Consider the following 24,743-nt stretch of genomic DNA (forward strand, 5'->3'; position numbering starts at 1 on the left):
TGGGCCCTTCGGGAGGAAAGTGATCCCGCCGGGCTGCTGCGGCTGCGTGCGCGAGGGGCTACGTCAGCCGGCGGCCGGCAGGGAGAGGGGGATGCGGGTGCTGCCCAGGGCAGCCGTCATGACAGTCGTGGCCACGGGACCCACCTCCTGCTTTCTCTCCTCGGGCGGCGCCGACGCCGCCCGAACCGGACGCTCACACGCTAGCGTTCCGGCCCCACCCTGCCAACCGGTTTTTCGCCTGCGCCTCTTCCCCGGGGTGTTCCCCGCCGGGGCTCACCGCTGGTCCCACGGCGGGCGCGGGGGGCGGGTCGGCAGCGGGTACTCGGGCGGCGGGGCGGTCGGGCGGTCGCTGTCCGGCGGGGGCGGGGCGGGGCGGTGGTGCGGGCCGCCGCCGCGGGCGGTCAGGCGGCCCCGGACGTTGTCGGCGGCGAGCACGTCGGCCCACCGCTCGGGGTACTCGGAGGGCACGTCGCCGTCCTCGCCGTCGTCCTCCCAGTACTCCTCCTCGCCCCCCTCGGCGAGGCCCAGTTCGCGCGCCCGGCGGGCCCGTTCGACGGCGCGCCGGGCGGCCACCTCGCGGACCACCGCGGCGGCGGCCTCCTCGTGGGCGCGCTCGACCTCGGCGCGGGCGTCGGCGGTCTCCAGGGTGGGCCAACGGCGGTCTATGGCCGCGTTCATGGCGGCGCCGATGAGCACCGCGAGCGCCACCACGAAGATCCACAGCAGGACGGCCACCGGCGCGGCCAGCGAGCCGTAGACCGAGTGGCCCTCGATCGAGCTGACCAGGTAGAGCCGCAGCGCCACGCTGCAGAAGACCAGCACCACCAGGGCGACCAGCGCGCCAGGGATGTCCTCGCGCCAGGGCGTGGAGACCGGCACCGCGAGGTGGTAGAGGGTGGTCAGCGAGACGATCAGCAGCAGGATCGCGAACGGCCAGTAGGCGGCGTTGAGCAGTTCGGCGCTCTCCGGCACCGCGTTGGTCACCAGTTCGGGCCCGGTCGTCAGCAGCGGCAGCACCAGCGAGCCGATCACCAGCGCGCCGAGGTAGAGGCCGAGCGACATCAACCGGGTCTTGACGATGCCCCGCCTGCCGTCCAGCCCGTACATCACGGTGATGGTGTCGATGAAGATGTAGAGCGCCCGGGATCCGGACCACAGGGACAGCAGGAAGCCGATCGAGATCAGGTCGGGCCGGGTCTGGTCGAACACCTGCTTCAGCAGCGGCTGGACCACCTGCGTGATGGAGGAGTCCGAGAGGACGGTGCCGGCCGCCTTGACGATGTCGGCCTTCAGCTTGTCGATGGTGCCGGCGCCGAGGAAGTCGTCCAGGTAGCCGAGCGTGCCGGCCAGGCAGAGCAGCAGCGGCGGGATGGAGAGGAGGGTGAAGAACGCCGCCTCCGCGGCGAGGCCGGTGACCCGGTACTCGACACAGGTGTTGGTGGTGTCCTTGACCAGGGCCCAGGCGGTGCTCCGCCAGGTGAACTGCTTGGCCGCCCGGCGGCGCCGGGCGCCCTTGCCCCGACGCCGGGAGGGCCGCTCGGGGTTCGGCCTGGTCGTCTCGCCTGCTGCTTGCACAGGGGTAACGGTATCGGGCCGGGACCGCCCGGCCGATCTCCCGGGTCGGGGCGCCGCCGGGACGGCTCGCGGGGGCCCGGTCGGCGGGAGCGGCCGGAACGCTCCGGCATCTCAGCATCCGAAACCCGAGCATCCACAATACGGACGTTAGTGGACCGCGAGTCGTGCGTCGTGCGAATCTCTTGCCATGCCGAGCGCCGGAACCACCCTAGTAGGTCGACTGCACGTCGATCTCCTTCGCGTGTCCAGCGCCATCTGTCCGGTGACCTGAGCCCGACCCCGCCGCCTCCCACCGCACCCGGCGCCACCTCCCCCGCCATCCCCGCTGAAGCGGATGCGCAGGCGCCCGCCCGGCCACCGCGACTGCTCTCCCGGAACCAAGAAAACCGCAGGTCACAGCAGTACAGCACCGCCGAGCACGCCCAGCGACCAACCCGGCGTCAGAGCCACCTGCCCCGAAGGACTTCACCATGGCCACCACTCCCGAGACCGCCGAGCCCCCGGCCGACCGCGCCCCCGCGCGCCGCACCGCCGCCGCTCGCAAGGTGACCCGTCACCGCGGCGAGGGCCAGTGGGGCATGGGCCACTTCACCCCGCTGAACGCCAACGAGCAGTTCAAGAAGGACGACGACGGTCTCAATGTACGGACACGCATTGAGACGATCTACGCCCACCGGGGCTTCGACTCGATCGACCCGGCCGACCTGCGGGGCCGGATGCGCTGGTGGGGTCTGTACACCCAGCGCAAGGAGGGCATCGACGGCGGCAAGACCGCGATCCTGGAGCCGCACGAGCTCGACGCCGAGTACTTCATGCTCCGCGTCCGGATCGACGGCGGCCGGCTGACGGTCGCCCAGCTGCGCGCCGTCGCCGAGGTCTCCGAGCAGTACGGCCGCAACACCGCCGACCTGACCGACCGCCAGAACGTCCAGTACCACTGGATCCGGATCGAGGACGTCCCGGCGATCTGGCAGAAGCTGGAGGCCGTCGGCCTGTCCACCACCGAGGCCTGCGGCGACACCCCGCGCGTCATCCTCGGCTCCCCGGTGGCCGGCATCGCCGAGAACGAGATCATCGACGGCACCCCCGCGATCGAGGAGATCCAGCGCCGCTTCATCGGCAACCCGGACTTCTCCAACCTGCCGCGCAAGTTCAAGTCCGCCGTCTCCGGCTCCCCGCTGCTGGACGTCGCCCACGAGATCAACGACATCGCGTTCGTCGGCGTCGTCCACCCCGAGCACGGCCCCGGCTTCGACCTCTGGGTCGGCGGCGGCCTGTCCACCAACCCCCGGCTCGGCGTCCGGCTCGGCGCGTGGGTCCCGCTGGACGAGGTGGCCGACGTCTACGGCGGCGTCATCGGCATCTTCCGCGACTACGGCTACCGTCGGCTGCGCAACCGCGCCCGGCTGAAGTTCCTGGTCGCCGACTGGGGCACCGAGAAGTTCCGCCAGGTGCTGGAGGACGAGTACCTCAAGTACAAGCTCGTCGACGGCCCCGCCCCGCAGCAGCCCGCCGGCCGCTGGCGCGACCACGTCGGCGTGCACCGGCAGAAGGACGGCAACTACTACGTCGGCTTCGCGCCGCGCGTCGGCCGGGTCGACGGCCGGCTGCTCGGCAAGATCGCCGACCTCGCCGAGGCGCACGGCAGCGACCGGCTGCGCACCACCGCCGAGCAGAAGATGCTCGTCCTCGACATCCCCGAGGACCGGGTCGAGTCGCTGGTGGCCGGCCTGGAGGCGCTGGACCTGCGGGTCACCCCCTCGCCGTTCCGCCGCGGCACCATGGCCTGCACCGGCATCGAGTACTGCAAGCTCGCCATCGTCGAGACCAAGGAGCGCGGCCGCACGCTCATCGACGAGATGGAGAAGCGGCTGCCCGACTTCGACGAGCCGCTGACCATCAACATCAACGGGTGCCCGAACGCCTGCGCCCGCATCCAGGTCGCGGACATCGGTCTCAAGGGCCAGCTGGTGACCGACGAGCAGGGCAACCAGGTCGAGGGCTACCAGGTGCACCTGGGCGGCGCGCTCGGCCTGGAGGCCGGCTTCGGCCGCAAGGTCCGCGGCCTCAAGGTCACCAGCGAGGGCCTGCCCGACTACGTCGAGCGGGTGCTGACCCGGTACCGGGAGGACCGCACCGAGGGCGAGCGCTTCGCCCAGTGGGCGGCCCGGGCCAGCGAGGAGCAGCTGTCGTGAGCGAGCGCGCCGCACCGTTCTTCTGCCCGTACTGCGGGGACGAGGACCTGCGCCCGTCGGAGGCCGGGCACGGCGCCTGGGAATGCCACGGGTGCCGCCGGGCCTTCCAGTTGAAGTTCCTCGGCCTGCTGTCACCGACCAACGGGGGTAATCGAAGTGACCGGCACGACGACTGACCACGAGGAGCTGGCCACCCGGGCCGGCCGGGAGCTGGAGGAGGCCACCGCGCAGGAGATCCTGCGCTGGGCGGCCGACACCTTCGGCCCCCGCTTCTGCGTCACCTCCTCCATGGAGGACGCCGTCGTCGCCCACCTGGCCGCCTCGGTCCGCCCCGGCGTGGACGTGGTCTTCCTGGACACCGGCTACCACTTCCCCGAGACCATCGGCACCCGGGACGCGGTGGCGGCGACCATGCCGGTCAACGTCATCACGCTCACCCCGGCGCTGACCGTCGCCGAGCAGGACGCCCGCCACGGGCCGCGGCTGCACGACCGCGACCCGGACCTCTGCTGCTCGCTGCGGAAGGTCGAGCCGCTCAACCGCGGCCTCGGCGGCTACGACGCCTGGGCCACCGGGCTGCGCCGCGACGAGTCCCCGACCCGCGCCGGCACCCCGGTGGTCGCCTGGGACGCCCGGCGCCGCAAGGTCAAGATCGCGCCGATCGCCCGCTGGACGCAGGAGGACGTGGACGCCTACGTCAACGCCAACGGCGTGCTGCTCAACCCGCTGCTGTGGGAGGGCTACACCTCGGTCGGCTGCTCCCCGCTCTCCTGCACCCGCAAGCCGGGCGAGGGCGAGGACGCCCGGGCCGGGCGCTGGTCCGGCTCCGGCAAGACCGAGTGCGGCATCCACCTCTAGACCACCCCATCCGTCGACCACCGTTCTAAGGACACCACCGTGACCACAGCCGACACCCTGGCCGCCGCCGGAGCCGCAGAGGCGGCCCGCGCGGCCGGCCCCTGCGAGCGCGGCGCCACCGTGTGGCTGACCGGGCTGCCGAGCGCGGGCAAGACCACGCTCGCCTTCGCCCTGGCCGATCGGCTGCGCGCCGAGGGCCACAAGGTCGAGGTCCTGGACGGCGACGAGATCCGCGAGTTCCTCTCCAAGGGCCTGGGCTTCAGCCGCGAGGACCGGCACACCAACGTCACCCGGATCGGCTTCGTCGCCGAGAAGCTCGCCGCCAACGGCGTCAAGGTGCTCGCCCCGGTGATCGCGCCCTACGCCGACTCCCGCGCCGCCGTGCGCGAGCGGCACGCCGGGCACGGCACCGAGTTCCTGGAGATCCACGTCGCCACCCCGGTCGAGCTCTGCGCCGAGCGCGACGTCAAGGGGCTGTACGCGAAGCAGGCGGCCGGCGAGATCTCCGGCCTCACCGGCGTCGACGACCCCTACGAGGCGCCCGAGCACCCGGAGCTGCGGCTCCAGACCCAGGGCCGCGCGGTCACCGAGTCGGCCGCCGAGCTGCACGCCTTCCTGACCGAGAGGGGCCTGGCATGACCACCGCGACCGACAGCCTGCTCCACACCGACGACACCCCCTTCGCGCTGTCCCACCTGGACGCGCTGGAGGCCGAGTCGGTGCACATCTTCCGCGAGGTCGCGGGGGAGTTCGAGCGCCCGGTGATCCTGTTCTCCGGCGGCAAGGACTCCATCGTCATGCTGCACCTGGCGCTCAAGGCCTTCTGGCCGGCCGCCGTGCCGTTCTCGCTGCTGCACGTCGACACCGGCCACAACTTCCCCGAGGTCATCGCCTACCGGGACCGCGTGGCGGCCGAGCACAACCTGCGCCTGCACGTCGCCTCGGTGCAGGACTTCATCGACCGCGGCGTGCTGCGCGAGCGCCCCGACGGCACCCGCAACCCGCTGCAGACCGTCCCGCTGCTGGACGCCATCGAGAAGGGCCGCTTCGACGCCGTCTTCGGCGGCGGCCGCCGCGACGAGGAGAAGGCCCGCGCCAAGGAGCGCGTCTTCTCGCTGCGCGACGAGTTCGGCGCCTGGGACCCGCGCCGCCAGCGCCCCGAGCTGTGGTCGCTCTACAACGGCCGGCACGCCGTCGGCGAGCACGTGCGGGTCTTCCCGCTGTCCAACTGGACCGAGCTGGACGTCTGGCAGTACATCGAGCGGGAGGGCATCGAGCTCCCGGAGATCTACTACGCCCACGAACGCGACGTCTTCGCCCGCAACGGCATGTGGCTGACCGCCGGCGAGTGGGGCGGCCCCAAGGAGAACGAGCCGGTCGAGCGGCGGCTGATCCGCTACCGCACCGTCGGTGACATGTCCTGCACCGGTGCCGTCGACTCCGACGCCACCACCATCCAGGCCGTCATCGCCGAGATCGCCGCCAGCCGCCTCACCGAGCGCGGCGCCACCCGCGCCGACGACAAGCTCTCCGAGGCCGCGATGGAAGACCGCAAGCGCGAGGGATACTTCTAATGAGCACCACTCAGGACACCAACGCCACCTCGCTGCTGCGCTTCGCCACCGCCGGCTCCGTCGACGACGGCAAGTCCACCCTGGTCGGCCGGCTGCTGCACGACTCCAAGTCGGTGCTGGCCGACCAGCTGGAGGCCGTCGAGCACGCCTCCCGCAGCCGCGGCCAGGAGGCGCCCGACCTGGCGCTGCTCACCGACGGCCTGCGCGCCGAGCGCGAGCAGGGCATCACCATCGACGTCGCCTACCGCTACTTCGCCACCCCCCGGCGGCGGTTCATCCTCGCCGACACCCCCGGGCACGTGCAGTACACCCGGAACATGGTCACCGGCGCCTCCACCGCCGAACTGGCCGTCGTCCTGGTCGACGCCCGCAACGGCGTGGTCGAGCAGACCCGCCGGCACGCCGCCGTCGCCGCCCTGCTGCGGGTCCCGCACGTGGTGCTGGCCGTCAACAAGATGGACCTCGTCGACTACGCCGAGCCCGTCTTCGCCGCCATCGCCGCCGAATTCACCGCCTACGCGGCCTCGCTCGGGGTGAAGGACGTCGTCGCGGTGCCGATCTCCGCGCTCGCCGGGGACAACGTCGTCGAGCCGTCCGCGCACATGGACTGGTACGGCGGCCCGACCCTGCTGGAGCACCTGGAGACGGTGCCGGTCGGCAGCGACCCGAGCGTCGAGCCCGCCCGCTTCCCGGTCCAGTACGTGATCCGCCCGCAGACCGAGGAGCACCCGGACTACCGCGGCTACGCGGGCCAGCTGGCCTCGGGCGTGCTGCGCGTCGGCGACGCCGTGACCGTGCTGCCCTCCGGCCACACCACCACCGTCGCCGGCATCGACGCGCTCGGCCGGTCCACCGCGATCGCCTGGGCCCCCCAGTCGGTCACCGTGCGGCTCGCCGACGACCTCGACGTCTCCCGCGGCGACCTCATCGCGGCCGGCGTCACGCCCGTCCCCACCAAGGACATCGAGGCCACCGTCAGCCACCTCAACGAGCGGCCGCTGCGGGCCGGCGACAAGGTGCTGCTCAAGCACACCACCCGCACGGTCCGCGCGCTGGTCAAGGAGATCACCTACCGGATCGACATCGACACGCTGGAGCAGCGCTCCGGCGCCGAAGGCCTGAACGTCAACGACATCGGCCACGTGGTGCTGCGCACCGCCGAGCCGCTGGCGCTCGACGGCTACGGCGACAACCGCCGGACCGGCTCGTTCCTGCTGATCGACCCGGCCGACGGCACCACCCTCACCGCAGGCATGGCGGGCGAGGCCTTCGAGACCGTACGGACCACCGACGTCAACGACCCCGACGAGGAGGACTGGGTCTGATGCCCAGCGAGGCATTCTCGGGCATGGACAAGGAAGGCGGCCGCATCGGCAGCGGCGTCCTCGGCAGCGGCCAGGGCGGCCTGACGCGATGTGTGGGCCGACAGGGCTGAGAACCGCCCTGTCACCGGGCCGGCCGGCCGCTGTCCCTCCCCACAGCAGGCGCAGCAGCCGCCCCCCGGCCCGGCTTGCCCGGCACCCCGCACGGTGCCGCAAGCACGACCTTGACCGAACGTCCGCCCGGGACCGCCTTCCTGACGGTCCGTCCTTGAACAGGACTCACCCCATGGCACCGAACCAGGCACTTTCGCATACCTCCGTGCGCCCCGCCGCCGGCCGGATCAGACGCTCCGCCACGGCCGCCGTGGCCGGCCTCACCGCCGCCGCCCTGCTCTCCGCCTGCGGCTACGGATCCAACAACGACGACAAGAAGTCCAACACCGCGGCCCCCGCCGGTGATTCCGCCGCCGCCTCGGCCGGCGCCTCCGGCGCCAAGCTCTCCGCCGACACGGTGAAGATCGGCTACTTCGCCAACCTGACCCACGGCACCCCGCTGGTGGGCCTCCAGGAGGGCATATTCCAGAAGGAGCTGGGCGCCACCCAGATCAAGCCCCAGGTCTTCAACGCGGGCCCGGCCGAGATCGAGGCGCTCAACGCCGGCTCCATCGACATCGGCTGGATCGGCCCCTCCCCGGCGATCAACGGCTTCACCAAGTCCGACGGCAAGTCGCTGAAGATCGTCGGCGGTTCGGCCTCCGGCGGCGTCAAGCTGGTCGCCAACCCGGAGAAGGTCGCCTCGCTGGACGACCTCAAGGGCAAGAAGATCGCCACCCCGCAGCTGGGCAACACCCAGGACGTGGCGCTGCTCAACTACCTGGCCGGCAAGGGCTTCAAGGTCGACGCCGCGTCCGGTGCCGGCGACGTCAGCGTGGTGCGCAGCGACAACAAGGTCACCCCGGACGCCTACAAGCAGGGCTCCATCGACGCCGCCTGGGTGCCCGAGCCGACCGCCTCCAAGCTGGTCACCCTCGGCGCGAAGGTCCTGCTCAACGAGAAGGACATCTGGCCGGACAAGAAGTTCGTGATCACCAACATCATCGTCTCGCAGAAGTTCCTCGTCGAACACCCCGACGTGGTCGAGGCCGTGCTGCGCGGCTCGGTGAACACCAACGCCTTCATCAAGGCCAACCCGGACAAGGCCAAGGCCACCGCCAACGAGGCGATCAAGAAGGAGGCCGGCAACGCCCTGGAGCCGGCCATCCTCGACCCGGCCTGGGCCGACATCGACTTCCTGGACGACCCGCTGGCCTCCACGCTGCAGACCGAGGCCGACAACGCCGTCACCGCCGGCCTGCTCAAGAAGCCGAACCTGAACGGCATCTACGACCTCACCCTGCTCAACAAGGTGCTGAAGGAGAAGGGGCAGAGCCCCGTCGCGGACGCCGGACTCGGCGCCAAGTAGCGCCCGCAGGACCGCACCACCGCGCCCGGAACCCCGCGGTCCGGCCCCCGCTCCGCCCGGAACGATGCCCGCTCGATGCCCCGAGCCCGGGTGGGGCGGGGGCCCGGACCCCGGCCCTCTCCCTGACACCAGATGCCAGACCACACCACGCAGGAGGTGCCCGGAATGACTCCGGCACTGACCACCTCGGACGACGCCCCCGGCGTCGGCACTCGCGACGGCTCCCCCGCCGTCCGGATCTCGCACGTGCACAAGTCCTTCGGCCGCCCCGGCGCGCAGACGCACGTCCTGGACGACATCACCCTCGATGTCGCCCCGGGCGAGTTCGTCACGCTCCTCGGCGCCTCGGGCTGCGGCAAGTCCACCCTGCTCAACCTGGTCGCCGGCCTCGACAAGCCCACCGCGGGCAGCATCGAGGTGCCCGGAGGACGCCCCGCGCTGATGTTCCAGGAACACGCGCTCTTCCCCTGGCTCACCGCCGGCAAGAACATCGAACTCGCCCTGAAGCTCGCCAGCGTGCCCCGCCCCGAGCGCCGCTCCGAGGCCGAGCGCCTGCTCGAACTCGTCCGGCTCCAGGGCTCCTACGACAAGCGGGTGCACGAGCTGTCGGGCGGCATGCGCCAGCGCGTCGCGATGGCCCGCGCGCTCGCCCAGGGCAGCCAGGTGCTGCTGATGGACGAGCCGTTCGCCGCCCTCGACGCCATCACCCGTGACGTCCTGCATGACGAGATCACCCGGATCTGGGCCGAGCGGCAGCTGTCGGTCCTGTTCGTCACCCACAACGTGCGGGAGGCCGTCCGGCTCGCCCAGCGCGTGGTGCTGCTCTCCTCCCGCCCCGGCCGGGTCAACCGCGAGTGGCGCATCGACCTCCCCCAGCCGCGCCGGATCGAGTCCTCCGGCGTGGCCGACCTGTCCATCGAGATCACCGAAGAACTGCGTGGGGAGATCCGCCGTCATGGCCAGCACTGACACCACCACCAAGACCGGGCCGGCCCACGCGGGCACCGTCTCCGACGTCGCGGGCGTCGGGTCGGGGCTGGACGCCCTGGACGCGGTCGTCACCCAGCGCAACTCCACCGCCGAGACGCTGCGGCAGAAGGTGCTGCCGCCGCTGCTGGGCGTCGTCCTGGTGCTCGCCCTCTGGCAGGGCGCCTACAGCCTCCACGTCACCACCGAGTACAAGCTGCCCAGCCCGCTGGACGTCTGGCGCGCCGCCGAGGACCTCTGGTACCAGGGCACGCTGTTCTCGATCGTCTGGACCAGCGTCTGGCGCGGCCTGTCCGGCTTCCTGGTCGCGCTCGTCATCGGCACCCCGATCGGCCTGCTCGTCGCCCGGGTCAAGCCGGTGCGGGCCGCGCTCGGCCCGGTGCTCTCCGGCCTCCAGTCGCTGCCCTCGGTCGCCTGGGTGCCGGCCGCGGTGATCTGGCTCGGCATCAACGACTCGATGATGTACGCGGTCATCCTGCTCGGCGCCGTCCCGTCCATCGCCAACGGCCTGGTCGCGGGCATCGACCAGGTCCCGCCGCTGTTCCTGCGGGCCGGGCGCACCATCGGCGCCACCGGCCTGACCGGCGCCCGGCACATCCTGCTGCCCGCCGCCCTGCCCGGCTACCTGGCCGGACTCAAGCAGGGCTGGGCCTTCTCCTGGCGCTCGCTGATGGCCGCCGAACTCGTCGCCTCCTCCCCCGACCTGGGCCTCGGCCTCGGCCGGTTCCTGGAGAACCAGCGCGAGTTCTCCGACATGGCGGGCGTGCTGCTCGGCATCATCCTCATCCTGTTCGTCGGCATCGCCATCGAACTGCTGGTCTTCACCCCGGTCGAGCGCCGGGTCCTGCGCAACCGCGGCCTGCTGGCCGGCGGCAAGTGAGGCTCCCCGCATGACCGATCGCCGGCTGTCCGCCGCCCCCGCCACCCCGGTGGCGGCGGGCAGCCCCGCCCTGCTGCTGATCGCCCACGGCAGCCGCGACCCCCGGCACGCCGCCGTCGTCGCCGCGCTGGTCGGCCAAGTGCGGGCGCTGCGGCCCGGCCTGGACGTCGCCACCGCCTACCTCGACCACTGCGCCCCGCGCATCCCGCAGGTGCTGGACCGCCTCGGCCCGGCCGCGGTGGCCGTCCCGCTCCTGCTCAACCGGGCGTTCCACGCCAAGCACGACATCCCCGCCGCCCTGCGCGCGGCCGGCTCCGACCTGCCCGTCGCCGACGTGCTGGGGCCGTCGCCGCTGCTGCTGTCCGCGCTGGACCACCGGCTCATCGAGGCCGCGCCCGAGCTCGCCTCCCCCGCCGCGCGCGCCCGCACCGGCGTCGTGCTCGCCGCCGCCGGTTCCTCCGACCCGGCCGCCGACGCCGCCACCCGGGCGGTCGCCGCCGAGTGGCGCCGCACCCGCGGCTGGGCCGCCGTCGAGGTCGCCTACGCCTCCGCCGCCGGCCCCCGCGTCCCCGACGCCGTCGCCGCCCTGCGCCGCGCCCCCGCCGTCCACCGGATCGCCGTCTCCCCCTACCTCCTCGCCCCCGGTCTGCTCCCCGACCGCATCGCCGAGGCCGCCACCGCCTCCGCCGCCGACCACCTGGCCGCCCCCCTCGCCCCCGCCCCCGACCTCGCCCGCCTCCTCCTCACCCGCTACGACGAGGCCCACGCCCGAACGGCCCGCCCCCCGGCCCTGACCGCCTGAACGCGCCCGGCCCGGACGTCGGCGGCAGTATCGTGAGGCCATGAGTGTCGCCCACGACCACTACCCCGAGCTCCATGACCTCATCGACCGGCTGGACCCGGAACAGGCCGAAGAAGTCCGCCGCCACGCCCTCCGCCTGGTGGGCGAGAACGAGACCCCACCACGCCACCGTCTGAGCTTCACCGGGATAGGGGTGAGTGCCAACCCCGACCTCGGCTCCGAGGCGAAGCGGATCATCCGCTCCGAGCTGCGGGGAGTCGACGAGTGATCCTGGTCGACACGGGTCCCCTCGTGGCCACGCTGGCGGCCACCGACGCGAACCACCTGCGCTGCACCCGGTTCTTCGACAGCTATACCGGCGAGCTGCTGGTCACCCCGTACGTGGTCACCGAGGTGTGCTACCTGGTCGAGCGCGACATGAGCAGCAAGGCCGAGGCCGCCTTTCTGCGAGCCGTCGCGGCCGGGGAGCTCCGGCAGACCGAGATCACCGGTGAGGATCTCGTGCGCATGGCCGAGCTCGTCGAGACGTACGCCGACTTCCCGCTCGGCGCGGCCGACGCCTCCGTGGTCGCCGTCGCCGAACGGCTTGGTCTCACCGAGATCGCGACGCTGGACCGCCGCCACTTCAGCGTCGTCCGCCCCCGGCACACGTCGGCCTTCCGTCTCCTGCCCGACTGAGGAAAGAGCCCGGACAGGCCGTCGCGCCGGGGCCCGGGGTCGTGGCGCGACGTGGGTTCCCGGGGCCGGCGCGACGGGGTCAGTGGGTGGACGTGCCCAGGTGGACGGTGATGAGGCCGGCGGTGATCAGGGTGAGGCCGGTGAGGGCGGCGGGGGACGGCACCTCGTGGCGGACGGCGAGGGAGGTCAGGACCGTGCCGATGGTGCCGATGCCGGTGAAGACGGCGTAGGAGGTGCCGACCGGGAGGTCCTGGAGGGCGCGGGAGAGGAGGTAGACCGCGCCCAGCATGAGGACGAAGCACACGGCGGTCTGCGGGAGGCGGGTGAAGCCCTCGGTCGGCTTGATGGACTGCGCCCAGGCCACCTCCACCGCCCCGGCCAGCAGTAGCCAGATCCACGGCACGGCGCTCAGCCCTCCCTCGGGATGCGGTAGCCGACCAGCTTGGAGCCCAGTTCGCCGGCCCGGTACAGGGCGTCGGAGACGGACTCGCGGTGCTGGACGGCGCGCCCGGCGAGGGCCGGGTCCACCAGGGAGTTGACGAGTTCGGCGGCGATCACCTCGGTGTCCTCGACCGCGTAGTGGCCGCGGACGAAGTCGCTCAGGTAGCGGCCGTTGTGGTCGTAGGGCTCGCGCGGGGTGCCCGGCCCGTAGGCGCCGCCGCGTGCGGCCACGACCACGAACTTCCGCGGCGCGAGCACCATCTTCGGGAAGGTGACCTGGTCGATCCAGGCCTTGAGCGCGGACGGGATGCCGAAGTTGTACATCGGCGCGCCGATCAGCACGGCGTCCGCCGCGACGAGTTCGTCGAGCAGCGGCCGGACGACCGCCCACGCCTCGCGCTCCTGCTCGGTGCGGACCGCCTCGGAGTAGCGGTCGATGTCGGTGATGCCCTCGCGCAGCAGGGTGTCGCAGATCCGGGTCCAGCCCTCGCGGATCGGCGGGACCGGGTCGGCGGCGAGGTCGCGGTGGGTGACCTCGCCACCGCCGCCGAGCCAGGCGTCGGCGAAGGCCGCGCCGAGGCGGCGGGTGAAGGAGTCGGTGCGCGCGCTGCTGTCGAGGTGCAGGAGGTGGGACACGGTGAACCCCCGGGGGCGGTCTGGGCGGGACGGAGCGGCCGGACAAGCGGACGTCGCGTCCGCTTGCCGGCCCTCCCCACGCTAGAGGGAAGTGGACAGTGTGTCCACTTCCCTCCGGGGCACAGTTCCCTCTACCGTTGCTGCCCATGACGACCGAGCTCCCGATGGCCGACGGCCGGCCGCCCCGCGAACGGGCCGACGCCGCCCGCAACCGGGCCAAGGTGCTCGCCGCCGCCGAGCGGCTCTTCGCCGCGGGCGACCCGGCCGCCGTCACCATGGACGACATCGCCCGGGCCGCCGGCATCGGCCGCGGCACCCTCTACCGCCGCTACCCCGACCGCGCCTCGATCGCCCGCGCCCTGCTCGACGAGCACGAACGCGCCCTCCAGGAGCGGATGCTGCGCGGCGCCCCGCCGCTCGGCCCGGGCGAGCCGGGCGGAGCGGCCGCCCCGGCCGACCGGCTGGCCGCCTTCTACGCGGCGATGGTCGAGCTGCTGGAGACCCACGTCCACCTGGTGCTCGGCGCCGAGACCGGCGCGGCCCGCTACCGCACCGGCGCCTACGCCTTCTGGCGGCTGCACGTCACCCACCTGGCGCGCGAGGCCGGCCGGCCGGACCCCGGGGTCCTGGCCGACCAGCTGCTCGCCCCGCTCGCCCCCGAGCTCTTCCGCCACCAGCGCGACGCCGGCGTCACCCCCGCCCGGATCGCGGCCGGCCTCGCCGCCCTGGCCCACGGCGCCCTGGGCTAGCCAGGACACATCCTGCGGATCAGGCCGGGAGGTGCCAGACCTGGTTGGCCGCGCCGTTGCAGTCCCAGATGAGGACCGGGTTGCCGTTGGTGGTGGAGTACGCGTAGTCGTCCAGGCAGCGGCCGGACATCGGGTTGTACAGCGAGCCGTCGGACCGCGGCTGCCACTGCTGGGCGCCACTGCCGTTGCAGTCGTAGAGCTGCACCGGGGTGCCGATCGAGCCGTTGCCGCCCTGGACGTCCAGGCACTTGCCCAGCGCCCGGACGGTGCCGTCGACGGCGACCTTCCACTGCTGGGCGGTGTTGCCGAGGCAGTCCCAGATCTGGACGGGGGTGCCGTTGGCGGTGTTGCCGTCCTTCACCCCGACGCACTTGTTCCCGTAGCCGACGATCGGGCCGACCGGACCGGCCGGGGGTGCGGGGCCGAAGGTGATGTCGATCCACCACGGGAACGCCATCGGCGGGCAGCTCGCCGTGGCGGTGGTGTTGCCGGTGACCCAGCCGCTGCTCCACGCCTGCGAGTAGACCGGGAGTCCGGAACTCGGGTAGGTCACACAGGTGCCCCCGAGCACCCAGGTCTGCATCGGGTCGATGCCCGAGCAGGTGGCGCGGGCGCCGAAGACCTCGGGGGTGACGGAACACTTGTCGGCCGGGCCCGCGGTGGGCGCGGGGCCGGCGGAGGCGGGCTGCGCGCCGGCCGCCGGCGCGGCGAACGCGGCGGCTCCGGCGAGCACGGCGGTGGCGAACAGCGTGGCGGTACGGCGCATGGCGGGGCCCCTTCTGGCGGCGGTCGATCCGGTCGTGGCGGCGGTCACGGCGTCGCCCGTCACGCCGGGACGTGCCAGACCTGGTTGGCCGCGCCGTTGCAGTCCCAGATGCCCAGCTGGTTGCCGTTGGCGGTGGAGAAGCCGAGGTCGTCCAGGCAGCGGCCGGACGACGGGTTGAGGAGCGAGCCGTCGGCCCGGACCTGCCACTGCTGGGCGCCGGTGCCGTTGCAGGTGTAGAGCTGGATCTTGGTGCCGTTGGCGGTGCCCGCGCCGGTGACGTCCATGCACTTGTTGAAGGCCCGGACGGTGCCGTCCACCGCGATCTTCCACTGCTGGGCGTTGGTGCCGTTGCAGTCGTAGATCTGGACGGGGGTGCCGTCGGAGCTGCTCGCGCCCTTCACGTCGACGCACTTGTCCGCGTAGCCGGTGATCCGGCCGACCGGGCCGGCGGGCTGCGGCGGGAGCTTGGGGCCGAGGACGACGTACGGGAAGGACACGGTCTCGTTGACGCCGCAGGGCGCGACCGCGGTGCCGTCGCCGACCACGGTGCCGCTCATGGTGCCGCGGCTGAACTGCACGGTGTGCTGGGCGTTCCACCACTGGCAGGTGGCGCTGACGTACCAGGTCTGGAGCGGGTCGATGCCGGAACAGGAACCGTAGGCGTTCCAGCCTCCGACGTAGGCGGAACAGCCCCCGGCGGCCTGGGCGCCGGTGGCCGGTGCGGCGAGGGAGGCGGCCGCGCCGAGCAGGGCGGCGGCGGAGAGCAGGGCGGCGGCGGAGAGCAGGGCGGCGGTACGACGCATCGTGAAGGTCCTTCCGAAGACGGTGAACCGGACGACCCGCGCGACGGGGAACCGTGATGACGGTGCGCCACTTGTGCGGGCCGCGTGAAAGCGTCGGGGGGATGTATGGCCACGGTCAACAGCGCGGGGGGACGATCACGCCAACGGTCCGTCCACGGACAGGGGTTGGTACGAACGGACGTCCACGGGCGGCGGCAGGCCGGGGCGCCGGACGATCCGTCCGGAAAGCACCCGGCCCTCCCGCCCGGGGCACGCGCGAAACGGCCCGGCTCCCCCCGCGCGGGGGGTGCCGGGCCGTCGGCGCCGGGGCCGCTCGGGCCGGGCGCTCAGTCGGTCTGGCGGCGCTGGCGGCCGGTCCCGTAGTTGGAACCGGACTTGGAGCCGCTGCCGGGCTTGGACCGGCCGGACGAGCGGCCGATGAAACCGGCCGCCTGGCGCGGTGCGCCGCCGCCCTGGCCGCCGCCGGCGCCGCCCAGGCGCTGCTTCGGCCGGGGACGGCGCGGGTTGCCGTTCATGTCGACGTCGGTCGGCAGCCCGGAGCGCTTGCCGGAGCGGCGGCGCGGGCCGGAGGAGCTCTTCGGCGCGCTCTTCCCGGCCTCCGCGTCGGCGGGCGCCGCCGGGGCGGGCACGGCCAGGGTGACCGGCACGCCGCTGGGGGTGCGGGCACCGGTGATCCGGGTGAGCTCGACGTCGCCGGGGCGGACCTTGGTGGTGGTCGGGCGGATCCCGGCCACCGTCATCAGCCGGCCGACCTCGCGCCGCTGGTCGGGCAGCACGAGGGTGACGACCGTGCCGGACTCGCCGGCCCGGGCGGTGCGGCCGCCGCGGTGCAGGTAGTCCTTGTGGTCGATCGGCGGGTCGACGTTGACGACCAGGTCCAGGCCGTCGATGTGGATGCCGCGGGCGGCGACGTTGGTGGCGATCAGCGCGGTGACGTGGCCGTCGCGGAACTGGTCCAGCACCCGGTTGCGCTGCGGCTGGGACTTGCCGCCGTGCAGGGCCGCGGCCTTCACGCCGTTGGCGAGCAGCTGCTTGGCCAGCCGGTCGGCGCCGTGCTTGGTGTGCACGAACATGATCACGCGCCCCTCGCGGGAGGCGATGTGGGCGGTGGTGGACGCCTTGTCGGCCGCCTCCAGCTGGAGGACGTGGTGGTCCATGGTGGTGACCGCGCCGGCCGAGGGGTCGACGGAGTGGGTCACCGGGTCGGTCAGGAAGCGCTTGACCAGCCGGTCGACGTTGCGGTCCAGGGTGGCGGAGAACAGCATCCGCTGCCCGCCCTCGGCGACCTGCTCCAGCAGCTTGGTGACCTGCGGCAGGAAGCCCATGTCGGCCATCTGGTCGGCCTCGTCCAGCACGGTGATCGCGACGTCGGAGAGCCGGACGTCGCCGCGGCCGATCAGGTCGTCCAGCCGGCCGGGGGTGGCGACCAGGACCTCGGCGCCGCGGCGCACCGCGTTGGCCTGCCGGGTGATCGACATGCCGCCGACGACGGTGGCGATCCGCAGGTTGACGGCGGTGGCGTACGGGGTGAGCGCCTCGGTGACCTGCTGGGCCAGTTCGCGGGTGGGCGTCAGCACGAGCGCCAGCGGGTGGCGGGCGTCGGCGCGCCTGCCGGCGGTGCGGGCGAGCAGCGGCAGACCGAAGGCGAGGGTCTTGCCGGAGCCGGTGCGGCCGCGGCCGAGCACGTCACGGCCGGCGATCGAGTCGGGCAGCGTGGCGGCCTGGATCGGGAACGGCTCGGTGACGCCCTCGCGGGTCAGCGCGGACAGGATCCCCTTCGGCAGCTCCAGCTCGGCGAAGCTCTCCGCCGGCGGGCGGGCCGGGGTGCCCTGGACGACGGTGAAGTCGGCGGCCTCGGCGACCCGGGGGGCGTTGCGGCGCGGCGGGCGGGAGGACGCGCCGGCGCGGGGGGCGCCGCTGCGCGCGGCACCGGTGCGCGGGGCGCCGGTGCGCGGGGCGCCGGTGCGGCTGCGGGGCTTGCGGGTGCGGCCGCCGTCGTGGGGCGGCTGGGCAGGGGTGGTCACGGGGTTTCTCCGTCCGTAGCGCGGCAGCCCCGGGTCGGGGGCTGGTCGGCCGTAGGAAAGGAGTGCGCCGCCCCGGCCGTTCGGCGGCATGGGCGAGGGCCCGCACCGTGCGGTGCGGGCCCTCGCTGCGCGAGATCGCGAGTCAGCTCGGGAGCTGGACTCAGATGACGCGGATGTTCTCGGCCTGCGGGCCCTTCTGGCCCTGGGTGACGTCGAACTCGACCTTCTGGCCCTCGACGAGCTCACGGAAGCCCTGAGCGACGATGTTCGAGTAGTGCGCGAACACGTCGGGGCCGCCGGTCTCCTGCTCGATGAAGCCGAAGCCCTTCTCGCTGTTGAACCACTTCACGGTGCCGGTAGCCATAACCGTCTCCTCTAACTGGGGCATCGGAGCCCACACCTCGTGGACCCCAAGTAGCCGCGATCCCCATCCGGAGACTGAAACACCGGACAAAACAAATGCGCCTGTTGGTTGGGACCAGCAGGCGCACACAAGCGTTCATGGGAACCAAAACTGCAACTGACTCGACTGTAGCACGGCCACACCCCGATTGACCGGGGATTTTCTGCCCGACAGATCACGTTTGCAGGCTCCGGGAAACGGGCAGACGGCGCCCGCCGACGCGGGCGCCGTCCTCGGCGGCACCGTGGTGCCGCCCCGGTCTGTCACCGGAACGGTCGAACGGGGCAGCGCCGTCCGGCCGACTCCGGCAGGCCGTGCGCGCCGTACGGGCTCGCCGGCGCGGCCACCGGGTCCCCGTGGCCCCCGCCGGTGGCGTCGCCGCCGTGGCCGGGCCACCAGGCGGCCTTGCCGACCAGCGCGGTGAGCGCCGGGGTGAAGAACATCGCCATCACGAAGGCCGCCAGGAAGATGCCGAAGGCCATCGCGAAGCCGAACTCCAGCATGAAGATGTTGCCCGCGAGCATGAAGGTCGCGAACGACACCGCCAGGATGAAGCCGGCCGCCGCGACGGTCGGGCCGCCGTGGCGCACCGCCTCGCGGGCCGCCTCGCGCGGGTTGCGGCCCTCGCGGGCCTCCTCGCGCAGACGGGCGATGATCAGGATGTTGTAGTCGGTGCCGATCGCCACCACGAAGAGGTAGATGAGGATCGGCAGCATGAACATCATGCCGTGCTCGCCCTTGATGTTCTGGAACAGCAGGGTCGAGGAGCCGAGGGTGGCGGTGAAGCCGAGGCCGACCGAGGCCATCAGGTACCAGGGGGCGACCACGCTGCGCAGCTGGAGGGCCAGGATCAGCAGGATCAGCAGACCCGCGATCGGGAACACCAGCTTGTAGTCGTGGCTCATCGCCAGGTTGATGTCCTTGTAGATCGCGGTGATGCCGCCGACCTTGGCCTCGGTGCCCGACGGCGCCTGGCCGTGGGCGACGTCGCGCAGCTTGGTCAGGGTGTCGATCGCGTCGTTGCTGGACGGCTCGTTCTTCAGCAGGACGGTGAAGTCCGCCGTCGCGCCGTCCTTGCTGACCTGCGGCTTCGCCGCGGCCTCGGCGACGCCGGGGACGGCGCCGAGCTTGGCGGCGTAGCCGTCGAACACGGCCTGGTCGAGCTTGCCGCCCTTGGTGGTCAGGTAGACGTGCGTCGGGTCGGCGGCACCGGCCGAGAAGCCGTTGACCAGCCGGTCCTGGACGACCATCGACTCCTTATCCTTGGGCATGGAGCTGCCCGCGAGGTCGAAGGTGCCGTTGTAGTTGAGGGCGCCGGCGGTCAGGGCCAGCAGCACGCCGCCGGAGGCGACGGCCACGATCGCCGGACGCTTCTGGACGACGCGGCCGAGCGCGGCGAACCGGGCATTGTTCGGCTCGCGCATCCACTTCTTGCCGGGCCAGAACACACCGCGGGCCGGGATGACCGCGAGCACGGCCGGGGCCAGGGTGAGCGAGGCGAAGGCGGTGACGACGACCGCGATGGCCAGCGCCGGGCCGAGCGCCTTGAACATGCCGAGGCTGGAGAGGATCAGCACCGCGAAGGCGACGGTGACCGCGCCGGCCGCGGAGGCGATGGCCTCGCCGACCCGGCCGACGGCGTTGACCACGGCGTCCTGGCGGTTGTCGCCGGCCCGCAGCCGCTCGCGGTAGCGGAAGGCGAGGAACAGGAAGTAGTCGGTGCCGACGCCGAGCACCACGACGATCAGGATCGCCGAGAGGATCGGTGTGGACTTCAGGTCGAAGGCCTTGGTGGCGTGGGCGATCAGGCCGTTCGCCGTCGGCATGGCGACCATCAGCGAGAGCAGCACCGGCAGGAGGCCGGCCAGCACGCTGCGGAAGATGAGGCCGACGATGATCGCGACCAGGACGACGCTGCTGACCGCGATGATCGCGTCGGCCGAGCCGGAGGACTCCTTCTGGTCCAGCTGCTGGGCGGCGGCGCCGCCGAGCCGGAACTTCAGATCGGTGCCCTGGGCGAGCGCCTTGCCCTCCTCGCGGATCTTCTTGGCGGTGTCGCCGAAGGCCTCGGACTGCTGGGTGGTCTTGTCGATGGCGATCGGCGCCAGCGCGTACTTGCCGTCCTTGGACGTCGTCTGGTCGCTGATCGGGACGATCTGCTCGACGTGCTCGATCTTCTTGTCGGTGAGGCCCTGGACGACCTTCGCCGCGGCGGTCTTGTCCTCGGCCGTCATCGGCGCGCCGTCGTTGCGCTCGAACAGGGCGAGCGCGGACGGCGTGAAGCTCGCCGGGAACGCCTGTTCCTGCAACTCCGCGGCCTGGATGGACTCGTAGTGCTTCGGGAGGAACGCGGCCTCGTCGGTCTGGGCGGTGATCTTCGGCGCCGACGCCGCGATGGCGATCATCGCGACGATCCACGCGGCGATCACCCACCAGGCGCGACGGACGACGAATTGTCCTAGTCGGTGGAACATGCTCGTAATGCCTCCTGGGCATGGTTCACCGCAGCCCTTGGGGGACGGGACGCCGGGCGACGGATCGGGATCGGCTCCGGCCGGTGCGGGGGCACTGGCCTAGCCGGTCGGCAGGTAAGTACTCAGAGGGGATCATCCTACGGCCACTTACTTGCCGACCGGCAAGCAGTTTTTCCCCTCGACCCCGTTGCCGCAGGCCGACCCCCTCAGGGACGCCGCGAAGCGACCCTGACCCATCTTCGCCCCCGCACCACCCCTGGGGCCTCGTGCTCGGGGTGGATTCAACTCCCCCTCAGGGTGGAGTCGCTGCCCCGACCCCTAGGAGGAGATATCAGGGTTGGCGGGTAGGGATAACCCCACCCCGCCCCCGAGGAAGACCACAGGGAGGACTCCCCCGCCAGCCGGATACCCCGTCACCTGCGGCTTCCCTACTGTCGGTTGGGACGCCGGACCGCACCCCGGCGCCCGACATCCCGGCGGTCCACCACCGCCGCAGGCCCGGCCCGCGCCCGCCACCGACTCCCGGCGCCGGCCGCACTCCCAGGGGGAACCCGTGAAGACCAAGCTCGGCACGGCCGCCGCCATGGGCGCGTGGAGCGCCCGGCACCGAAAGACCGCCGTCTTCGGCTGGCTGCTCTTCGTCGTCCTCGCCGCCGTCCTCGGGGGCATGCACGGCAGCACCAAGGTCACCGACGCCGAATCCATGCCCGGCCAGGTCTCCCGGGCCGCCGAGATCCTCGACCGGGCCGGCCTCAAGCCGCCGTCCACCGAGACCGTGCTCGTCCAGAGCAGCACCCTGACCGCCGACGCCCCCGCCTTCCGGGCCACCGTCGAGCAGGTGATCAGCGGGGTCGGCGCCACCGGCAAGGCCACCGACGTCCGCTCGCCCTACGACACCAAGGCGCTCTCCGCCGACGGCCGCTCCGCGCTCGTCCAGCTCACCGTGAAGGGCGAGCACGAGGAGGCAGTGAAGAACGTCACCGCCGTGGTCGACGCCGTCGCCGCCGTCCAGAAGCAGCACCCCGACCTCACCGTGGTCGAACTCGGCGACGCCAGCTCCGGCAAGTGGATGGACGAGCAGTTCGCCGACGACTTCGCCCGCGCCGAGTGGACGGCCGTCCCGCTCGCCCTCGGCATCCTGCTGGTCGCCTTCGGCGCACTGGTCGCCGCCGTGCTGCCGGTCGTGCTCGCGCTCACCGCCTTCATCGCCGCCGGCGGACTCGTCGCGCTCAGCAGCGGCCTGCTGCACACCAGCAACAGCGCCAGCTCGGTGATGCTGCTGGTCGGCCTCGCCGTCGGCGTCGACTACTGCCTCTTCTACCTGCGCCGCGAGCGCGAGGAGCGGGCCGCCGGGCGCGACCTGGAGACCAGCCTGCGGATCGCCGCCGCCACCAGCGGCCGGGCCGTCCTGGTCTCCGGCGTCACCGTGGTGATCGCCATGGCCGGCATGTTCCTCACCGGCATCGCCGAGTTCGAGTCCATGGCCTACGCCACCATCGTGGTCGTCGTCACCGCCGTGCTCGGCTCCCTCACCGTGCTGCCCGCCCTGCTCTCGATGCTCGGCGACAAGGTCGGCAAGGGCCGGGTGCCGTTCCTCGGCCGGCTGCGCCGCCCCGACGCCGCCACCACCGGCGGCCGGTTCTGGAACGCCGTGCTGACCCCCGTGCTGCGCCGCCCGCTGGCCGCCACCGTGCTCTCCGCGGCCGTGCTGATCGGTCTGGCCGCCCCGCTGCTCACCATGCACACCGCCAACCTGACCTTCCAGCAGCAGCTTCCCAAGGGCAACGAGCTGGTCGCCGTCTCGCAGAAGATCGAGGCCGCCTTCCCCGGCAGCCCGGCGCCCGCCTCCGTGGTGATCAAGGCCGCCGACATCGACTCCCCGGCGATGACCGCCGCGATCGCCGACCTCAAGGCCCGCGCCCTGGCCAGCGGGCAGATGCACGGGCCGGTCGACGTCACCGTCCACCCGCAGCAGAACGTCGCCACCGTCGACATCCCGCTCAACGGCACCGGCAACGACGAGGTCAGCAACGCGGCGCTGAAGACCCTGCGCGAGCAGCTGGTGCCCGCCACCGTGCTCACCGTGCCCGGCACCGAGGCGCCGGTCACCGGCCGCACCGCCGGCTCGTACGACTTCAACGCCAAGATGACCGACTCGATGCCGGTGGTGTTCGGCTTCGTGGTGGCCTTCGCCTTCCTCCTGATGCTGACCTCCTTCCGCTCGCTGGCCGTCGCCGGCACCGCCGTGGTGCTCAACCTGCTGTCGGTCGGCGCCGCGTACGGGGTGCTGACGCTGGTCTTCCAGCACGGCGTGGGGGCCTCGCTGCTGGGCACCGAGGGCGTCGGGGCGGTGGAGTCCTGGGTGCCGCTGTTCCTCTTCGTGATCCTCTTCGGCCTCTCGATGGACTACCACGTCTTCGTGGTCTCCCGGATCAAGGAGGGCCGCGACCGGGGCCTGCCGACCCGGGCCGCGGTCGCCCACGGCATCCGTTCCACGGCCGGGGTGGTCACCAGCGCCGCGGTGATCATGGTGGCGGTGTTCGCGGTCTTCGGCACCCTGTCGATGCAGGCCATGAAGCAGATGGGCGTCGGCCTCGCGGTCGCGGTGCTGATCGACGCGACGATCATCCGCGCGGTGCTGCTGCCCGCGGTGATGACGCTGCTCGGCGAGCACAACTGGTACCTGCCGCGCTGGCTCGGCTGGCTGCCCGACCTCTCGCACGGCGAGAGCGTCCCGCCGCTCGGCGCCGGCGCCGCCCACGCCCCGCACGTCCCCGCCCCGCAGGCCGCGCCGGAGCAGCGGCCCCACCAGGCCCGGCATCGCCGGATCGAGGTCTGACCTTCCCCAGCGGTCCCCGGACCGGCAGACCTCGGACAACCGCCGGGCCCCGCGTGACGCGGGGCCCGGCACCCGTTTGCCAGAATGATCGCCCACCCTCACCCGGCTGTCATGCAAGAAACGGACACCCCCATGCTCCCCTTCGACGAGGCCCGGGCCCGGCTGCTGCTGGCCCGCGCCTGCGAGTCGGCCGGCCTGCCCGGCCCGGGCGACGCCCGGCTGCTCGCCCTCGGCGAGAACGCCGTCTTCGACCTCGGCGACCCGGCCGTGGTCGCCAAGGTCGGCCGCGCCCCGGAACTCCACGAGCGCGCCCGGCGCGAGCTGGCCGTCGCCGACTGGCTGGCCGGCCACGGCGTCCCGGTGGTCCGCCCGTACGACGCGGTCCCCGTCGAACCGCAGCTCGCCCACGGGCACCCCGTCACCTTCTGGCACCGGCTCGCCCCCGCCGAGCGGGCCGCCCGCCCGGTCGACCTCGCCCCGCTGCTGCACGCCCTGCACCGGCTGCCCGCCCCGCCGTTCACGCTCGGGCGGCGCGACCTGCTGGCGCCCGTCGGGCGCTGGCTCGCCTCCGCCGAGGGCCACGTCGACCCGGCCGACGTCGACTTCCTGCGCCGGCGCCGGGACGCCTTCGAGGCCGAGGCGGCCGCGCTCGCCCCGCACCTGCCGACCGGGGTGATCCACGGCGACGCGCTGCCGCGCAACGTCCACATCGGCCCGGACGGGCCGGTCCTGCTCGACCTGGAGTTCGTCGCCGACGACCTGCGCGAGCACGACCTGGTGGTGCTGGCGCTCAGCCACGACCGGTACGGCGTGCCGGGCGAGGAGTACCGGGCGTTCACCGAGGCGTACGGCTGGGACGTGCGCGAGTGGCCCGGTTTCGCGGTGCTGCGCGGGGCCCGGGAGACGGCGAGTGCCTCCTGGGTCGCCCAGCAGGCCCCGGGCAACCCGGCGGCGCTCGCCGAGTTCCGGCGGCGGGTGGAGTCGCTGCGGACGGGCGCCACCGAGGTGCGCTGGTACCCGTTCTGACCGGGTACCCGTGGCCGGAAAGCGCCGGTCGGCGGGGGCGCCGGGGAGCGGAACGGGAACCAGCGTCAGCATGAAAATCGTCCTGTCGGACAGTCATCCTGCACGCTGACCGAGGATCGGCACCGTCCCTGCGCCCCAGGAGCCGCCGCCATGTCCGAGCCCGCCGCTGCGCCGCCGCCCGCCCCCGCTCGCCGGTGCGGGCCGCGCCGGGCGGCGGCGGGCCTCCTGGCGGCGCTCGCCGCACTGGCC

The 24,743-nt window shown here is 72.9% G+C and carries 24 protein-coding genes; 16 read left to right on the top strand and 8 right to left on the bottom strand.

What is annotated here, in order from left to right; genetic code table 11:
- Positions 1-273: 273 nt before the first annotated feature.
- The gene (locus ACFXAM_RS09995; RefSeq protein WP_380289335.1) at positions 274-1,575 is read right to left on the bottom strand and encodes a YihY/virulence factor BrkB family protein; all 1,302 of its coding nucleotides are present in this window, start codon (positions 1,573-1,575) and stop codon (positions 274-276) included.
- Positions 1,576-1,762: 187 nt separating this feature from the next.
- Here ACFXAM_RS09995 and ACFXAM_RS10000 point away from each other — a divergent pair, with 187 nt between their 5' ends.
- The 13 genes from ACFXAM_RS10000 to ACFXAM_RS10060 all read left to right on the top strand — a co-directional run bounded on the left by ACFXAM_RS10000 (position 1,763) and on the right by ACFXAM_RS10060 (position 12,333).
- Complete coding sequence (locus ACFXAM_RS10000) at positions 1,763-1,846, top strand: putative leader peptide (RefSeq protein WP_310593185.1); 84 nt, start codon at positions 1,763-1,765, stop codon at positions 1,844-1,846.
- Between the two features lie 199 nt (positions 1,847-2,045).
- Complete coding sequence (locus ACFXAM_RS10005; RefSeq protein ID WP_380289337.1) at positions 2,046-3,770, top strand: nitrite/sulfite reductase; 1,725 nt, start codon at positions 2,046-2,048, stop codon at positions 3,768-3,770.
- Complete coding sequence (locus ACFXAM_RS10010; protein ID WP_350570673.1) at positions 3,767-3,946, top strand: hypothetical protein; 180 nt, start codon at positions 3,767-3,769, stop codon at positions 3,944-3,946. The genes ACFXAM_RS10005 and ACFXAM_RS10010 overlap by 4 nt, the downstream gene beginning before the upstream one ends.
- Positions 3,927-4,628 (top strand): phosphoadenylyl-sulfate reductase, encoded by a 702-nt coding sequence (locus tag ACFXAM_RS10015; protein ID WP_380289340.1) that lies wholly within the window; start codon positions 3,927-3,929, stop codon positions 4,626-4,628. Before ACFXAM_RS10010 ends, ACFXAM_RS10015 begins: the two co-directional genes overlap by 20 nt.
- Before the next feature lie 57 nt (positions 4,629-4,685).
- Positions 4,686-5,267, top strand: coding sequence for an adenylyl-sulfate kinase (cysC, locus tag ACFXAM_RS10020; protein WP_380289378.1), 582 nt, complete (start codon positions 4,686-4,688; stop codon positions 5,265-5,267).
- Positions 5,264-6,202 (top strand): sulfate adenylyltransferase subunit CysD, encoded by a 939-nt coding sequence (cysD, locus tag ACFXAM_RS10025; RefSeq protein WP_380289342.1) that lies wholly within the window; start codon positions 5,264-5,266, stop codon positions 6,200-6,202. Before cysC ends, cysD begins: the two co-directional genes overlap by 4 nt.
- Complete coding sequence (locus ACFXAM_RS10030; protein ID WP_380289344.1) at positions 6,202-7,527, top strand: sulfate adenylyltransferase subunit 1; 1,326 nt, start codon at positions 6,202-6,204, stop codon at positions 7,525-7,527. Before cysD ends, ACFXAM_RS10030 begins: the two co-directional genes overlap by 1 nt.
- 283 nt (positions 7,528-7,810) lie before the next feature.
- On the top strand, positions 7,811-8,986 hold the full coding sequence (locus ACFXAM_RS10035; RefSeq protein ID WP_380289346.1) for an aliphatic sulfonate ABC transporter substrate-binding protein: 1,176 nt from the start codon (positions 7,811-7,813) through the stop codon (positions 8,984-8,986).
- A gap of 165 nt (positions 8,987-9,151) precedes the next feature.
- Positions 9,152-9,955, top strand: coding sequence for an ABC transporter ATP-binding protein (locus tag ACFXAM_RS10040; RefSeq protein WP_380289348.1), 804 nt, complete (start codon positions 9,152-9,154; stop codon positions 9,953-9,955).
- A complete protein-coding gene (locus tag ACFXAM_RS10045) occupies positions 9,942-10,853 on the top strand; it encodes an ABC transporter permease (RefSeq protein WP_380289350.1) in 912 nt (303 codons plus the stop codon). The genes ACFXAM_RS10040 and ACFXAM_RS10045 overlap by 14 nt, the downstream gene beginning before the upstream one ends.
- Before the next feature lie 10 nt (positions 10,854-10,863).
- Positions 10,864-11,655 carry a sirohydrochlorin chelatase gene (locus ACFXAM_RS10050; RefSeq protein WP_380289352.1) on the top strand — a complete coding sequence of 264 codons (792 nt, stop codon included), beginning with the start codon at positions 10,864-10,866 and terminating at the stop codon, positions 11,653-11,655.
- 40 nt (positions 11,656-11,695) lie between these two features.
- Positions 11,696-11,923, top strand: a complete 228-nt coding sequence (locus tag ACFXAM_RS10055) for a hypothetical protein (protein WP_380289354.1) — start codon at positions 11,696-11,698, stop codon at positions 11,921-11,923.
- The gene (locus tag ACFXAM_RS10060) at positions 11,920-12,333 is read left to right on the top strand and encodes a type II toxin-antitoxin system VapC family toxin (protein ID WP_380289356.1); all 414 of its coding nucleotides are present in this window, start codon (positions 11,920-11,922) and stop codon (positions 12,331-12,333) included. Before ACFXAM_RS10055 ends, ACFXAM_RS10060 begins: the two co-directional genes overlap by 4 nt.
- 79 nt (positions 12,334-12,412) lie before the next feature.
- Here the strand turns inward: ACFXAM_RS10060 and ACFXAM_RS10065 are convergent, their stop codons facing one another.
- Complete coding sequence (locus tag ACFXAM_RS10065) at positions 12,413-12,736, bottom strand: DMT family transporter (protein WP_380289358.1); 324 nt, start codon at positions 12,734-12,736, stop codon at positions 12,413-12,415.
- A gap of 5 nt (positions 12,737-12,741) precedes the next feature.
- Positions 12,742-13,410, bottom strand: a complete 669-nt coding sequence (locus ACFXAM_RS10070; protein ID WP_380289360.1) for an FMN-dependent NADH-azoreductase — start codon at positions 13,408-13,410, stop codon at positions 12,742-12,744.
- A 146-nt stretch (positions 13,411-13,556) separates the two neighbouring features.
- Between ACFXAM_RS10070 and ACFXAM_RS10075 the strand changes: the two genes are divergently transcribed.
- Positions 13,557-14,159, top strand: coding sequence for a TetR/AcrR family transcriptional regulator (locus ACFXAM_RS10075; protein ID WP_380289362.1), 603 nt, complete (start codon positions 13,557-13,559; stop codon positions 14,157-14,159).
- A 19-nt stretch (positions 14,160-14,178) separates the two neighbouring features.
- Here the strand turns inward: ACFXAM_RS10075 and ACFXAM_RS10080 are convergent, their stop codons facing one another.
- The 5 genes from ACFXAM_RS10080 to ACFXAM_RS10100 all read right to left on the bottom strand — a co-directional run bounded on the left by ACFXAM_RS10080 (position 14,179) and on the right by ACFXAM_RS10100 (position 20,629).
- Entirely contained in the window at positions 14,179-14,925 is a 747-nt protein-coding gene (locus ACFXAM_RS10080) for a ricin-type beta-trefoil lectin domain protein (RefSeq protein WP_380289364.1), read from the bottom strand.
- Positions 14,926-14,984: 59 nt separating this feature from the next.
- A complete protein-coding gene (locus ACFXAM_RS10085; protein WP_380289366.1) occupies positions 14,985-15,728 on the bottom strand; it encodes a ricin-type beta-trefoil lectin domain protein in 744 nt (247 codons plus the stop codon).
- A 326-nt stretch (positions 15,729-16,054) separates the two neighbouring features.
- Complete coding sequence (locus ACFXAM_RS10090; RefSeq protein WP_380289368.1) at positions 16,055-17,752, bottom strand: DEAD/DEAH box helicase; 1,698 nt, start codon at positions 17,750-17,752, stop codon at positions 16,055-16,057.
- 160 nt (positions 17,753-17,912) lie between these two features.
- On the bottom strand, positions 17,913-18,116 hold the full coding sequence (locus tag ACFXAM_RS10095; RefSeq protein ID WP_327676217.1) for a cold-shock protein: 204 nt from the start codon (positions 18,114-18,116) through the stop codon (positions 17,913-17,915).
- A gap of 302 nt (positions 18,117-18,418) precedes the next feature.
- Positions 18,419-20,629: an MMPL family transporter gene (locus ACFXAM_RS10100; protein ID WP_380289370.1), complete on the bottom strand. Its 2,211-nt coding sequence runs from the start codon at positions 20,627-20,629 to the stop codon at positions 18,419-18,421.
- Positions 20,630-21,212: 583 nt separating this feature from the next.
- Between ACFXAM_RS10100 and ACFXAM_RS10105 the strand changes: the two genes are divergently transcribed.
- Positions 21,213-23,468, top strand: a complete 2,256-nt coding sequence (locus ACFXAM_RS10105; RefSeq protein WP_380289380.1) for an MMPL family transporter — start codon at positions 21,213-21,215, stop codon at positions 23,466-23,468.
- A gap of 132 nt (positions 23,469-23,600) precedes the next feature.
- Positions 23,601-24,494 (top strand): phosphotransferase enzyme family protein, encoded by an 894-nt coding sequence (locus ACFXAM_RS10110; RefSeq protein WP_380289372.1) that lies wholly within the window; start codon positions 23,601-23,603, stop codon positions 24,492-24,494.
- Positions 24,495-24,743: the final 249 nt, after the last annotated feature.

Origin of the sequence: Kitasatospora sp. NPDC059462 (assembly GCF_042749955.1) — a bacterium.
GTDB lineage: Bacteria > Actinomycetota > Actinomycetes > Streptomycetales > Streptomycetaceae > Kitasatospora.